Origin of the sequence: Pseudomonas sp. SZ57 (genome assembly GCF_009495975.1) — a bacterium.
Classification (GTDB): Bacteria; Pseudomonadota; Gammaproteobacteria; order Pseudomonadales; family Pseudomonadaceae; genus Aquipseudomonas; species Aquipseudomonas syringae.
This window is the reverse complement of sequence record NZ_WIBD01000002.1, coordinates 646,617-660,311: the sequence shown is the minus strand read 5'-3', so window position 1 is coordinate 660,311 and position 13,695 is coordinate 646,617. Positions and strand designations below refer to the sequence as shown.

General features: G+C 61.5%; 11 protein-coding genes and 1 riboswitch. Of the genes, 6 read left to right on the top strand and 5 right to left on the bottom strand.

Annotated features, from left to right (window positions below; translation table 11 throughout):
- Nucleotides 1-102 precede the first annotated feature (102 nt).
- Genes GE543_RS03035 through GE543_RS03025 form a run of 3 tightly spaced genes read right to left on the bottom strand, consistent with a single transcriptional unit; the run spans nt 103 to nt 2,923 of the window.
- On the bottom strand, nt 103-894 hold the full coding sequence (locus GE543_RS03035) for an ABC transporter ATP-binding protein (protein WP_003417510.1): 792 nt from the start codon (nt 892-894) through the stop codon (nt 103-105).
- Nucleotides 891-1,913 carry an iron ABC transporter permease gene (locus GE543_RS03030; protein WP_004417354.1) on the bottom strand — a complete coding sequence of 341 codons (1,023 nt, stop codon included), beginning with the start codon at nt 1,911-1,913 and terminating at the stop codon, nt 891-893. The genes GE543_RS03035 and GE543_RS03030 overlap by 4 nt, the downstream gene beginning before the upstream one ends.
- Nucleotides 1,910-2,923 (bottom strand): ABC transporter substrate-binding protein, encoded by a 1,014-nt coding sequence (locus tag GE543_RS03025; protein ID WP_003417508.1) that lies wholly within the window; start codon nt 2,921-2,923, stop codon nt 1,910-1,912. The genes GE543_RS03030 and GE543_RS03025 overlap by 4 nt, the downstream gene beginning before the upstream one ends.
- 129 nt (nt 2,924-3,052) lie before the next feature.
- Nucleotides 3,053-3,253: riboswitch (cobalamin riboswitch) on the bottom strand.
- A 313-nt stretch (nt 3,254-3,566) separates the two neighbouring features.
- On the opposite strand from GE543_RS03025, the gene GE543_RS03020 reads away from it, so the two are divergent.
- Genes GE543_RS03020 through GE543_RS03010 form a run of 3 tightly spaced genes read left to right on the top strand, consistent with a single transcriptional unit; the run spans nt 3,567 to nt 5,826 of the window.
- On the top strand, nt 3,567-4,262 hold the full coding sequence (locus GE543_RS03020) for a histidine phosphatase family protein (RefSeq protein ID WP_003411470.1): 696 nt from the start codon (nt 3,567-3,569) through the stop codon (nt 4,260-4,262).
- Nucleotides 4,229-5,131, top strand: coding sequence for a phosphatase PAP2 family protein (locus tag GE543_RS03015; RefSeq protein WP_046235344.1), 903 nt, complete (start codon nt 4,229-4,231; stop codon nt 5,129-5,131). Before GE543_RS03020 ends, GE543_RS03015 begins: the two co-directional genes overlap by 34 nt.
- 20 nt (nt 5,132-5,151) lie before the next feature.
- Nucleotides 5,152-5,826, top strand: coding sequence for a response regulator transcription factor (locus tag GE543_RS03010; RefSeq protein ID WP_003417503.1), 675 nt, complete (start codon nt 5,152-5,154; stop codon nt 5,824-5,826).
- A gap of 7 nt (nt 5,827-5,833) precedes the next feature.
- On the opposite strand, the gene GE543_RS03005 is transcribed toward GE543_RS03010, so the two are convergent.
- Both GE543_RS03005 and GE543_RS03000 read right to left on the bottom strand, forming a co-directional pair.
- Nucleotides 5,834-6,871, bottom strand: a complete 1,038-nt coding sequence (locus GE543_RS03005) for an AraC family transcriptional regulator (protein WP_046235342.1) — start codon at nt 6,869-6,871, stop codon at nt 5,834-5,836.
- A 9-nt stretch (nt 6,872-6,880) separates the two neighbouring features.
- Nucleotides 6,881-7,795 (bottom strand): GGDEF domain-containing protein, encoded by a 915-nt coding sequence (locus tag GE543_RS03000; protein WP_003411459.1) that lies wholly within the window; start codon nt 7,793-7,795, stop codon nt 6,881-6,883.
- 644 nt (nt 7,796-8,439) lie between these two features.
- On the opposite strand from GE543_RS03000, the gene GE543_RS02990 reads away from it, so the two are divergent.
- The 3 genes from GE543_RS02990 to tolQ are packed head-to-tail and all read left to right on the top strand — an operon-like array spanning nt 8,440 to nt 13,694.
- The gene (locus tag GE543_RS02990; RefSeq protein WP_153220621.1) at nt 8,440-10,956 is read left to right on the top strand and encodes a TonB-dependent receptor; all 2,517 of its coding nucleotides are present in this window, start codon (nt 8,440-8,442) and stop codon (nt 10,954-10,956) included.
- 37 nt (nt 10,957-10,993) lie between these two features.
- Nucleotides 10,994-12,928: a phytase gene (locus GE543_RS02985; protein ID WP_153220618.1), complete on the top strand. Its 1,935-nt coding sequence runs from the start codon at nt 10,994-10,996 to the stop codon at nt 12,926-12,928.
- A gap of 55 nt (nt 12,929-12,983) precedes the next feature.
- Nucleotides 12,984-13,694, top strand: coding sequence for a protein TolQ (gene tolQ / locus GE543_RS02980; RefSeq protein WP_003417495.1), 711 nt, complete (start codon nt 12,984-12,986; stop codon nt 13,692-13,694).
- Nucleotide 13,695: the final 1 nt, after the last annotated feature.

Genomic DNA, 13,695 nt, shown 5'->3' with positions numbered 1-13,695 from the left:
ACGGGATCCGGCTGCGGGCAAAGCGCGCATTGTAGTGCCACAAACCGCGCGGTGCACCTGTTGCAGATTGCAGTAGGTGCCGGACTGACCATCGGCGCGGTTTCAGCGCGAGCGCAGGCGCAGAATCTTCGCCCCGTCACTGGGGTCGGTCAGCCAGTGCGCCACGACGCCGAAGGTGCTCAGCAGACGTTCCGGGGTCAGCACCTCGAGCGGCGCACCCAGCGCGACCAGCCGACCCTTTTCCATGACCGCCACACGGTCGCAGTCCAGCGCCTGATTCAGATCGTGCAGGGCAATCACGGTGGTCACCGGCAAGGCTCTGACCAGGCCGAGGATGGTCAGTTGATGCTGGATGTCCAGATGATTGGTCGGTTCGTCCAGCAGAAGGATCTGCGGCCGTTGCGCCAGCGCCCGGGCGATGTGAACGCGCTGCCGCTCGCCACCGGACAAAGTGTGCCAGGCGCGTTTTTGCAGGTGCAGCATGTCCACATCCTGCAGCGCCTGGCGAACGATCGCATCGTCCTCTGCACTCCACGGCTCGAGTGCCGACAGCCAGGGCGTGCGGCCCAGTTCGACAGCATCCAGCACGGTCACGGCGTCGCTGGTTTCAGCCTGCTGCTCGACCACCGCCAGCAGGCGCGCCACGTCCCTGCGGCTCAAGGACTCAAGTGCTTGCCCGCCCAGGCTGACCGAGCCGCTGACCGGCTTCTGAATACCGGCCAACAGCTTGAGCAGGGTGGATTTGCCCGAGCCGTTGGGACCCACCACGGCCAGGGTTTCACCCGCGGCAATGCTCAGGTCGACATCGCGCAGCAGCGCCGCGCCACGAACCGAATAACCCAGACCGGAACAACCGAGCACCGGTGCACTGAGCGGATGAGGTAAGGCATTCATCGCGTGCTGTTGCCCCGGATAAGAATCAAAGCGAAGACCGGTGCGCCGATCAGTGCGGTAATCACCCCGATCGGCAGCGCCTGCCCCTTGATCAGTGTGCGCGAAAGGATATCGGCAGCGATCAGGAACAGTGCGCCGCTCAAGGCGCTCAGCGGCACCAGCCGTGCGTGCCGGACACCGACCAGCATGCGCACCGCGTGCGGGATCACCAGCCCGACAAAACCGATGGAGCCGACAATCGAGACCATCACTGCGGTGACCAGCGCGGCGGTAGCGATCAAGATGATCTGCACGCGCCGTACCGCGATCCCCAGTGATGCCGCCGAGTCGCTGCCGAAGGTGAACGCGTCCAGCGCTCGCCGGTGCCAGAGGCACACCAGCAGACCGACCAGCACCGTCGGCACAGCCAGCCAGACCGAGTGCCAGCGCACGCCGCTGAGGTTACCCAGCAGCCAGAACATGATGCCGCGTGCCTGCTCGGAGCTTGCCGATTTGGTGATCAGAAACGAGGTCAGGGCATTGAACAGTTGCGAACCGGCGATCCCGGCCAGAATGATCTGCCCGGCTGCCGTGGTGCCACGTGAAGAGTGCGCCAGCAGGGCGACCAGCGAAAATGCCGCCACGGCCCCGACAAAGGCGCCCGCCGACATCGAGATCGCACCTGCACCGAAGCCCAGAATGGCGACCAGTACTGCGCCGGTCGAGGCCCCTGCGGAAATCCCCAGCAGATACGGGTCTGCCAGCGGGTTGCGCAATAGCGACTGCAACACCACGCCACAGATCGCCAGCCCGGCCCCGCAGGCCGCTGCGACAATGGCGCGGGTCAGCCGGTAGTTCCAGACGATACCTTCGTCGATAGGGTCGAGCACATAGCCGGCGGCCCAGAGTTTGTTGGCCAGCACCTGAAAAACGACCTGCAGGCTGATCGAGGTTTCGCCGATCGCGGCCCCGATCATGATCGCCAGCACCAGCACCGCCGAAACCCAGAGCACATGAACCAACGCTATCGGCAATCTCATTTGGCAGCGTTGAAACGGTTGGCGGCGTCAGCCAGTTCCTCGAACCCGGTGAACAGACGCAGGCCAGCCTGCATGCCCTCGGCGTCGATGATCACGATCCGGTCATGCTTGACCGCGTCCATGTTGCGGGTCACCGGGTCGGTCTTGAGGAATTCGATTTTTTTCAGGTAATCGTCGGCCGGGAAACGGCGGCGATCCATGCGCGCAATGACCAGAATGCTCGGGTTGGCCTTGGCGATGGTTTCCCAGCCCACGGTTGGCCACTCTTCGTCGGACTGGACGATATTGCGCATGCCCAGGCTGTTGAGCATGAAGTCCGGAATGCCTTTGCGGCCTGCCACGAAAGGGTCGCTGGCAAGGTCTGAGCTGGAGAACCAGAACAGCGCCGAGACGTCGTTGGCCTTGTTCTGCCTGACGTTGGCAATCGCTGCGCTCAGGCGCGCCTTGAGGTCGGTGACCAGCGCGTCGCCGCGATCCTGCACATCGAAAATCTGCGCCAGTTGCCCGATGCTCTTGTAGATGGTCTCGATGCGGAATGGCTCCAGGCGTGTGCCATCGGCGCCGACCAGATTGTCCTTGCCTTCGCAGTCGGACGGCAGGATGTAGGTGGGTATCTTCAGGTCATGGAACTGCTCGCGGGTGCCGACCACGCCCTGTTTGCCGACCATCCACTCCAGCTGCACGGCCACCAGTTCCGGTCGCTTGCCGATCACTGCCTCGAAACTGGGCTCGTTGTCGGCCAGGCGTTCGACCTTGTCGTTCTGCGCCTTGAAGCGTGGCAATACGTTGTTGAACCACAGCGAAGTGCCGACCAGTCTGTCACCCAGACCCAGTTCGTAAAGCATTTCGGTGCCGGCCTGGCCAATAGTCACAGCCTTGGTTGGCGCATGCGTGAAGGTCAGGGTCGCGCCACAGTTTTCAAGGGTCAGCGGGTACTGAGTAGGGGCGGCGAGGGCCAGGGTGGACAGCGTCAGGCTGGCAGCGAGTGCGGCGAGGCGGGGCAGCGACATGAAATGCGGTCTCCTTTGGAGCAGGTGCCAGGGCGCAATGCACATCAGGAAACACATCCCCGGAAGATAACCGGGCACGGCAGGAAACGCCGACGCGTGCGGATGTCCTTCCCGGACACCCCGCCGGTTAGTTGGTTGAATCGGGTCGGCAGGTCTCCTGACTGACACGTCATCGCCAGGCTCCGGCCTTCCCGGATCACGATCCAGTGGCAGTCATGGAGCAGGCTCGGTGCCTACAGTTGCGGGGGCAGTTTCGTTTTTCGCCTGGTGGAAAAAGGCGCGCGAATTCCCTGTTAGTTCCTCTCGGAAACCGACGCGCGGCATGGTAAACGATAAGCGTTTTAGTGGCTAATCCTTTGCAGCGCCGCTGCAGCAGACGGTCGGCCAGTTCAAAATCTCCTGATGAGCACGGAACTTTCGGCAAAAACGCTTAAATTATCTTCATGTTCACGCCCGTAAAACCGCAAACCCCCATTCCAGAGCGCTCGCGTGAAAAACATGGCGCTGGGCCACAACACGTTTTTCACATCTTCTTCACTGCATCGGGACGATGCTGAACCTATCTTGCCTGCATGGGAGCGGCGAAGACCTCGGGCACTCCCTGGGTCAACGCCACACATAGGTTCATGGCAGGAGTGGTTCCTTGACCAACACGATAATCAACAAGAATGTACTTCCCCGTTCGGGCATCAGTCAGCGCTACAAATTGCATCGGCACATCGTATCGATGTCCGTTGCCGTCGTGCTGATGGCTATCTGCGCGTGGTTCTACTCGGCGTTCTCCGGCGTGCATGTAGTAGACCTGGGGGTCGGTAGAAACCTGAGCGTTTCCGGCCTTCGCGAGCACTGGCGACAAGGCAATGTGGTGGTGATGATTCGCCACGCCGAACGCTGTGACCGCTCAAGCAACCCGTGCATGAGCGACGCCGACGGCATTACCTCCAGCGGCCGCGATACCGCGCTGGCGGTGGGTGCCGGGTTGCAGAAGATGGGCATGGACCACGCGCGCATGATCGCCAGCCCCAAGACCCGCACGCAACAGACTGCGCAACTGCTGGCAGGACACGCGGTGGTCGCTGAGGACTGGATCAACGACTGTGACAGCGGCTTCATGAAGGCTGTGCAGGCCCACAAGGTCAGCGGCGAGAACATGGTACTGGTCACTCACAGTGGCTGCATCGACCAGTTCGAACGCAAGGCCGGCGTACCTGGCGGCGAGCGCTCCAGTGAGTACGCCCAGGCGTTTTTCGTACAAATAGACGGCAGCCACCCACCAAAAATTCTCGGCTCCCTGAATGCCGGGCAATGGGCAAACCTCAACAGCGAGCAATTCAATTGACGACATCCTCCAGCGCCAGGCTGCGGTTTTACGGCATAAACCTGGGTGTACCGGTGTTTTTCGCTCTACTGGTCTTCGTTACTTTCGACCTGACCACGATCGACCGGCAACTGACTGACCTGTTTTTTGACTCAACGGCCGGGGTCTTTCCCATCGGCCAGAGCCATCTGTTCGAGAACATCACGCACAGATGGGCGCGGATACTTCCGAACTGGACCGGGGAACTGGCGATCATCGGTGCGATGCTGTCCTTTGTCTGGCCGTTGCTGGAAAAATATGATGATTCGCGCCTCGCGAGGCGGCTGACGGGCTCTCGGTTGGGCACCTTTCTGCGCTTTGCGCGCAGGCACCGGCTGGACTTCTTTTTCGTCATCGTCGCCTTTGCGCTGAGCACCGGCATGATCCATTACCTGAAAAGCCATACCAGCGTTTACTGCCCCGTCGAGACCACCTTGTACGGTGGCAGCCAGGCGCACATCGAGTGGTTCAGGAACTTCAACCTGCTCCACGAGGCCGGCGCCGGGCGATGCTGGCCGGGCGGTCATGCGTCAAGCGCGTTCAGTCTGCTGGCCCTGTATTTCGTGGCTCGTCGCTATTGCTGGCGGCACTCGAATATCCTGCTGGCGGCCATTCTTCTGCTCGGGATGATCTACGGCACCACGCGGGTGCTGCAAGGCTGGCACTTTATGTCGCACACCTTCTGGGCGGGTATCGTGGTGTGGCTGAGCACGCTGCTGGTTGCCCTGTGCTTCTATGGCCGATCGAGGTTGCAACAGCCGATTAGCCGGGCAGTGGCCGTCAACAAACCTGATGCATTCGGCACTCGGCCTGCAGACGCATTGGCAGCAGATGCCCGGTCGGCCGGGTAGAAAAATAACAAGGCGCGGCAATGAACATTCTGGTTATTGAAGACCATCGTGATATCCACGACAACCTGCTGGAGTTCTTCGAGCTCAGGGGGCATGCGGTAGAAGGGGCGCTGGACGGCCTGAGCGGGTTGCATCTGGCCGCCTCGAAACGCTTCGATGCGATCATCCTCGACATCATGCTGCCCGGCATCGACGGCAACCAGATCTGCCACAGCCTGCGGCAGTATTCGAAGTCGGAAGTCGCGATTGTGATGCTCAGCGCGCGCGATGAACTGGATGACCGGCTCACCGGTTTCAAGGTGGGGGCCGACGACTACATCACCAAGCCGTTTGCAATGTCCGAAGTGCTCGCCAGGGTAGAAGCGATCGTCAGCCGACGGCAGCGCCAGGACAACCGGACGATGGTGGTTGCGGACCTGCAGTTCGATCTGGACACCCTGGAGGTCACCCGCAAAGGGGTGCCTTTGAAGCTCAACCCGACCAACATGAAGCTATTGGAACTGCTGATGCGCAAAAGCCCGCATATCGTCAAGCGGGCCGAGCTGGAAGAGGCGCTTTGGGGCCGTGATGCCCCGAACAGCAGCAGCTTGCGCAGCAATATCCATGTGCTCAGGCGGTTACTCGATGGCGGCCACGACACGCCGTTGCTGCACACCGCCCATGGCCTGGGTTACAAACTGTGCGTGCAGCGCTGAGGCGTGTTCAGTCGAAGTTGAACAAGCGCTGGATCAGGGTAGGCGTGCTGCCAGTCCAGCGTTTGAACGAGCGGCGGAAATTGGCCGGATCGTTGAAGTTCAGGTAGTCCGCCACAGCTTCGTTGCTCATCCCCTTGATCTGATACAGGTACAACGCGACGTGCTTGCGGGCCAGATCGTGCTGCGCCTGAAAGTGCGTGCCGTGCTTGTGCAACTTGCGCTTCAGCGTGGCCGGGCTCATGGCGAAAGCGTGAGCGACCTGTTCCAGGCTGGTGGCCTGTCGCACATGTTCACGCAGGTGCTGGTGCAAGCGGTCCAGCAGACTGAACGACATGCCCAGCGCTGCTAGTTGCCCGTCGGCTTCCTGTTGCGCGACCTGCACGGCGATGGGGGAGGCGCCAGGCCAGGCATGGGTGAGGTAATGCCTGGGCAGGCGCATCATGTCCAGCGGGCGGCCAAATGCCGTGTTTTCGCCCAGATGAACCCAGTACTGCTCGATGTAGCGTGGCTCTTCGTGACAGAAACTGCATTCCCATGGCAAACGCTCGCCGCTCAGCGATTGACTCATCGCCACCAGTGCGGTCATGCCGGCTTCGAGCAGGAAGCGCTGCTGTTCACCTGCACCACAACTGTCCAGCCAGTAGAGATAGGCGAACTGTTCGTCCAGCTCCAGACGCGGTATCAGCAGCGGGCTGAGCAGCGCCTGTTGGCGGATCAGTATCTCCAGCGCCTGATGCAGGTTTTGCGCATGCCGCAGCGCGTGACTGGCCGCGCCGTAGTGGCCGGGAAACAGCCGCTGGCCGAACAGGAAACTGGTGTCGTCGGCTTCCATCTGACGTTGCGCGTTACCGATCAGGACGAAAAACTGTTGCGGGCTCAGGCGCGTCTTGCCCGCAACGATGTCCTCGTAGAACAGCCCGGTGCCTTTGAGCAGGCGATGGCTGTCAATGCCGCGCGACAAGGCCAGATCAATCAGCGTCGCCGGCTGGTAGTGGCCGGGGATGAAGCGGCTGTCGATTTCATACCAGTCACTTTTAAGCGTCATGGCAGGCGCTCAGGCAGTGCAGGTCAGAGGGCGTCGGGCGCGGGCCAGCGACAGATTGAGGCGGCGCAGCAGGTTGTCCGGCGTTTCATTGAGAGCCATGACGACCGCCACGCTGGCCGACAGGTGAATGCGTTCGCCCTGTTGCCGGGTCTTGTGCGCCAGACTGGCGACCGCCTGCTGCAACTCCAGCGCCAGCAGCTTTGCCTGGCTTTCTCCGGTGTTGGGCAATAACACCACAAAGCGGTCGCCAGCCAGACGGCAGAGCAGGTCCTGGCGGCGCAGATTGAGTACCAGCAAGTGGCTGAGCGCCGACAGCACCTCGTCGCCTTCGGCATGCCCGAAGGCATTGTTGATCGCGCTGAAACCATCCACGTCCAGCGCCAGCAGCGACAGCGGCTGCTGTTGGCAGACACTCTGTTCCAGGCTGACCACCAGTTGGCGCTTCAGGTAGTCGGCGCTGCCCAGCGGGGTGAGTTTGTCGTACAGCCGGTGTTCCCGGAAGCCGCGCTCGCGTTTTTCCATTTGTGCGCTGATCGCCAGTTGTTCGCGATGCCAGTGGTAGATGCCCAGGGTCAGCAGGATCAGGCCGACCGGCATCGGGCCGGATTCCAGCCAGTGATCCCATTCGATCGCGGCGGGCAGGCGGATGAACTCATCGAGCGCGTCGATCCACCACGAGAAGAACACGCAGCTCAGGCCGATCGACAGGTAATTGGTCACCCGGCCGGCCGGTCTGCTCTTGAACACCAGAAACAGCCAGACCAGCGATAGCAGGGCAGAGCCACCTTCACCGACGATGTCCAGCCATTGCCATTCGCTGACATGTTTGAGCGTGCCGAATGCCAGAAACGCCAGCAGGCCGAGATTGGAGGCGACCATCAGCACGGCGAGTTTCCAGCGATGAGGTTGGATGATCCTGAACATGAACAGACGGCTCCCGAGGTGCTGATTATCGGCCAGCAGAACAGATGCACATGACACTTAGGTGACGGGTAACGCGGACCGCGAAAGGTCGAATCAGCTCACGTGTGTTGCAGGTTTTTGCTTCGCATCTGACGTGTACGCCACCCCGGATCAGCGCGAGGACTCAGCCGTCACTAACGTCGCACTCTGCGTCGTCAGTGCCATCGCGATCGAAAAGCGCTGCGTCGTCAGTGCCATCGCGATCGAAAAGCGCTGCGTCGTCAGTGCCATCGCGTTCGAGAAATACTGCGTTGGCAGCGGTTGCGGTTAACGCATGAGGTTGTGTCGCATCAGAGTTACCTGCATGTCGGCGTTTGATTCTGGCCAGCGGCCGTGGGAGCGAGCTTGCTCGCGATCTGTCGGGAACCGACAGTAGAATCGGCGCATACGATGTGCCAGACACACCGAGCCTTAGTAAGACCTACAGCTCCAGCCCCGCCGGAAAGTCAAATCAGCTCATTTACTTGCCCCATTCCCCTCAAACCCGCTGTTTTCAGCCCCTGAGCCCGTTACCTGTCACAGAACCGTCACTGCACGACTCTAGCTTGCGCCTCCAGTTGCCGGGCCATTTGCCTGGTCTGTCGGGTTTATGGGGGAGGACTTACATGCACAGGCGTCGCAGCAGGGCCCAACTGGTCGGTTTCACACTCAGCGCGCTGGCGTTTGCAATCGGCAGCGAACGTTTGCAGGCCGCCGAAGCCGATACCACCGAGCACGTGCAAGTGGTCGGGCAGGCGGCGAGCATCGACAACGCGCTCAAGGAACAACGCAGCTCCGACAGCATCAAGAGCGTGGTGCATGCCGACGGTGTTGCGCAGTTACCGGACCAGAACGTTGCCGAAGCAGTACAGCGCCTGCCGGGCGTCAGCGTCGAGCGCGATCAGGGTGAGGGGCGGTTTGTCACCGTTCGTGGCCTGGCCCCCGACCTGAACAGCGTGACCATCAACGGCACCATGGTGCCCGCCCCGGAAAGTGATCGACGTGCCGTGGCACTGGATGTTCTGCCCGCCGAACTGGTGCAGTCCCTGTCAGTGATCAAGACCCTGACCCCGGACATGGACGCCAATTCGCTGGGTGGCACCATCGATGTCGAGAGCCTCTCGGCCTTCGACCACAAGGGCCTGTTCTACACCGGCAGCAGCGAGGCCAGCTACGACAAGAACACCCGTCAGACCAGCCCCAAGTTTTCCGGCGCGGCAAGCAATCGTTTCAGCCTCGGCGACGGCATCGACAACTTCGGCGTGGCGGCAGCGCTGAGCTGGCAGAAGCGTGACTTCGGCTCCGACAACGTCGAAACCGGCGGTGACTGGGATGGCGCGCGGCTGCAATCCTTCGAACAGCGCGACTACGACATCAGTCGCGAGCGCGCCGGTGGCGGGCTGAACTTCGATTACCGGCCCGATGACGTCAGCAAGTATTACCTGCGCACCCTGTACAGCCGCTTCAAGGACGACGAGGTCCGCACCACCAACGGTTTCGAGTTTGCCGATGCGCAGAGCGCAGGGCAGACAGGCGATGCCGAGGGCACGCGCAAGCTCAAGGCGCGTACGGAAACCCAGGAAATCCAGTCCTACGTGTTCGGTGGCGAGCGCATGGTCGGCCTGTGGACCCTCAGCGGCCAGGCCGGTTACAGCGAATCCAGCGAGGACAGCCCTGGCCATATCGCAGGCGCCACGTTCGTCGGCAACGATGATTTTGCCGACAGCGGTTTCTATGACCGCGACAAGCCGCGGCCTATTGTCGGCTCCGCGTTCTACGACAACTCGAACTTCACCCTGGACAAGGTCGACTGGGAAAAGCAGTACACCAAGGACACCGAGAAGAACCTGCGTCTGGACCTGGCCCGCGATTACGATTTCAAGGGCTACGCCTCGCAATTCAAGTTTGGCGGCAAGGTCAGCCGCCGAGACAAGAGCAATGACCTGGAAGTCTGGAAATACGAGGATTTCGATGATCTGGGTTTCAGCGACCAGCAACTCAACCTGACGCAGTTCCAGAAAGGCAACATCGACTACCGACTGGGTAACTTTGGCAGCGGCATCAGCCCCGGTGCAATCAAGGGGCTGATCGGTGGCCTGAACGCTGCCGATGCCTACGACGAGGCGGAAAGCCGGGCCAATGACTTCAAGATCAACGAAGACATCAACGCCGGTTACTTCATGAATACCCTGGATGTCGACAAGTGGCGCTTCATCGCCGGCCTGCGCTATGAAGGCACTGAAATGGACGCCAAGGGCACCGGTGTGCGTGATGGCGCGTTCGAGTCCAGTACCACCAACCGTCGCTATCACCACTGGCTGCCGGGCCTGCATGCCCGTTATCAGATCGACAAGAGTACCCAGCTGCGCGCCGCGTGGACCAAAACCGTGGTACGTCCCACCTTCGGGCAACTCGCACCGGGTTTTGTGATCGACGATGACGAAGCGTCTTTCGGTAACCCGAATCTCAAGCCGCTTGAGTCGAGCAACCTCGACCTGGGCATCGAACACTTCATGGGCCGCGCCGGCACGGTGTCGGCGTTCGTGTTCTACAAGGACATCCAGAATTTCGTCTACAACACCGACCTGGCAGGCACCGGGCAGTGGGCGAACTTCTCCGAAGCCAATAGTTTTGCCAATGGCGACAAGGCCAAGCTGTATGGCCTGGAGCTGGCCTACTCGCAGAAACTCGACTGGCTGCCTGCGCCATGGAACGGTCTGCTGCTGGGCGCCAACGCCACGCTGAGCCGCTCCGACGCGAGCATCAACGGTTTCGACCAGAGTACCGGCACCAATCGCACGCGCGATATCGACCTGCCCAGCCAGTCGAAAACCGTCGGTAACGTCATGCTCGGCTGGGAGAACGACAAGCTCAGTCTGCGTCTGTCCGCCAACTACAAGTCGGCCTACCTCTACGAGCTGGCGGCGATCGGCGACAAGGACCATGACCAGTACGTGGACGCGCAGACCTTCGTTGATTTCAGCGCGCGCTACTCACTGACGAAGAACCTCAAGGTCAGCTTCGAAGCGCAGAACCTCACCGATCAGCCGTATTTCGTCTACAGCGGCCATCGTGCCTACAACGGCCAGTACGAAGAGTACGGCCCGACTTACAAGGTCGGCCTGACCTTCACCCATTTCTGATCGATCTGAAGCGCTCATTCAAAGGATTCAACCGTTCATGATGATTTCGCTACCACCCAAGCCAGTGTGCCTGGCGCTCTTGCTTTGCCTGGCAGCCGGGGCTGCGCAGGCCGCGTCGCTGATGGACCTGAACCTGACGCGCTGGGCTGAAAACGCCTCGTTCAAGGCTCAGTCTGTCGCCTTCTTGCCGGACAGTGACGGCAGTCGGCGTCTGGCCGCGAGCGTCAAGGCCGGCCTGTTGCTGCTGGATGAACAGGGCCGCGAACTGGCAAAAATGCCGGGTTCATTTCAAGGGCTCGACAGTCGCTCAACGGGCGACAACGTCCTGGTCGCGACGCTGGACAACACACGTCAACAGGCACTGCTGACCCAGCTCGATCCGACGAAGATGCACTGGTCGAAGCCGGTCTACCTGCCGACACGCGACTATTCAGTGGCCGGCCTGTGTCTGTACCGCGATGATGCCAGCAACCTGTTTGTGTTCCTGGTGGGCGAAGAGGGCAAGGGCGAGCAATGGCTGATTGGTGCGAACAACCGGCTCAACGGCGAGCCGCGCCTGGTGCGCAATCTGCCGCTGCCTCCCGACGCCGAGTTTTGTCAGGTCGACGATGCCGCGCACAGGTTGTTCGTCAATGAAGCGAACATCGGCTGGTGGGCCTACCCGGCGCATCCCGAGGCTGATGTCGCCCGGCAGCCGGTGGCATTGCGCGAGCCGTTTGGCGAGCTGAAACAGGCCGCCGGGGCAATGGCCGTGGTGCCTGGCGGTCTGCTGGCGCTGGATCCGAAGGGCAAGTCGTTGCATCTCTATCAGCAGCAGGATGATGAACAGCAGGCAGCCTGGACGCCGGTGGCCGATCTGTCATTGATGAGCCTGAAGAAGCCCGAAGGTCTCTCGGTGCATCAGGACCAGGGCGGTTTGCAGGTGCTGGTCAACGACAAGGACGGCGAGCGTCTGTATCAGGGGGCGCTGAACTGGGCGCCTAAACCGGTCGCGGTTGCTGCGCCGCTGCCGAGTGTCATGCCGGCCAGCCAGAGCCAGTCGGTCGGGCGTCAGGGGGACGCCGCCGACGACCCGGCGATCTGGGTCAACCCGAAAAATCCGGCGCTCAGCCGGGTGCTGGGCACCAACAAGAAGCAGGGTCTGCTGGCCTACGACCTGAGCGGCAAGCAGTTACAGGAACTGCCGGTCGGGCGTTTGAACAATGTCGATGTGCGCCCCGGTTTCATGCTGGGTAGCAAGAACGTCGATCTGGCGGTGGCGAGTAATCGCGATCGCAACAGCCTGAGTCTGTTCAGCATCGACCGGGCCAGCGGCATGCTCCATGAGGCTGGGGAAATTGCCACGCCATTGGCGGAAATTTACGGCGTCTGCCTGTTCAAACCCGCCAGTGGCGAACTGTATGCCTTCGCCAATGGCAAGGATGGCAGCTTTCTCCAGTACCGGCTCAGTGCACCGGACGGCAAAGCCAAAGGCGAGCTGGTGCGCCGCTTCAAGGTCGACACCCAACCGGAAGGCTGCGTGGCCGATGACCAGCGTCAGCGCCTGTTTCTCGGTGAAGAAGACGTTGGCGTCTGGGAAGTCGATGCGCGAGCGGATCAGCCTGCGACGCTGTCCAGCGTGATCAAGGTGGGTGAAGTGGTGCACGCCGACGTCGAGGGGCTGGCGCTGTACCAGAGTGATGGCCATGACTATCTGCTGATTTCCAGCCAGGGCAACGACAGCTATGTGGTGGTGGATGCCGAGCCGCCTTATGCACTGCGCGGCGCCTTTCGGGTCGGCCTGAACGCGAAGGCGGGGATCGACGGCACCTCGGAAACCGACGGCATCGAAGTGACCGCCATGAACCTCGGCGGCCCCTGGAGCAAAGGCATGCTGGTGGTTCAGGACGGACGCAAGCGCATGCCCGAGCAGGCGCAGAACTTCAAGTTTGTGCCGTGGGCCGAGGTCATGAAGACCTTGAAGCTGCCGTAAGTCGTTTGTCATCAAGCGGTGCTAATCATTCGTTCCATTACAGAGGACTACCCCGATGCACGCCACTCTCGAACACATGACCATCTGGGGCCTGATCAGCGATGCCAGCCTGCTGGTCAAGGCCGTGATGCTGATTTTGCTGCTCGCCTCGCTGGTCAGCTGGTTCCTGATCATCCAGCGCAGCCTTGCGCTGCGTCATTACGAGCGCTCACTGGATGCCTTCCAGCAACGCTTTCGCAGTGCCGCCGACCTAGCGCCGCTGCAGGCCCAGGCATCCGCTGCGCAGGGCGATGCGGGCGGGATCGAGGACGTGTTTCAGGCGGGGTACGCCGAATACATGCAGCTCAAGCAGCGGCCGGGCATCGAGCCTGATGTGGTGCTCTCCGGCGTCGAGCGCTCGCTGCAGGTCGCCATCAGCGAGCAAGAGCTGCAATTGGAAAAAGGCCTGCAGTTTCTCGCCACGGTAGGCTCGGTCAGCCCGTATATCGGCCTGTTCGGCACCGTCTGGGGGATCATGAATTCCTTCATCGGCCTGTCGCAGGTGCAGCAGGCCACACTGTCGACGGTCGCGCCGGGTATTGCCGAAGCGCTGATCGCCACCGCCATCGGCCTGTTCGCGGCCATTCCCGCGGTGATCGCCTACAACCGCTTTGCCGCCCGTGGCCAGACCCTCACGGCGCGTTACTACAGCTTCGGCAACGAACTGCAGGTGCGCCTGAACCGCACCCTGCAAGGCCTGACACGCAATATGGCCGCTGCGGCCTGAG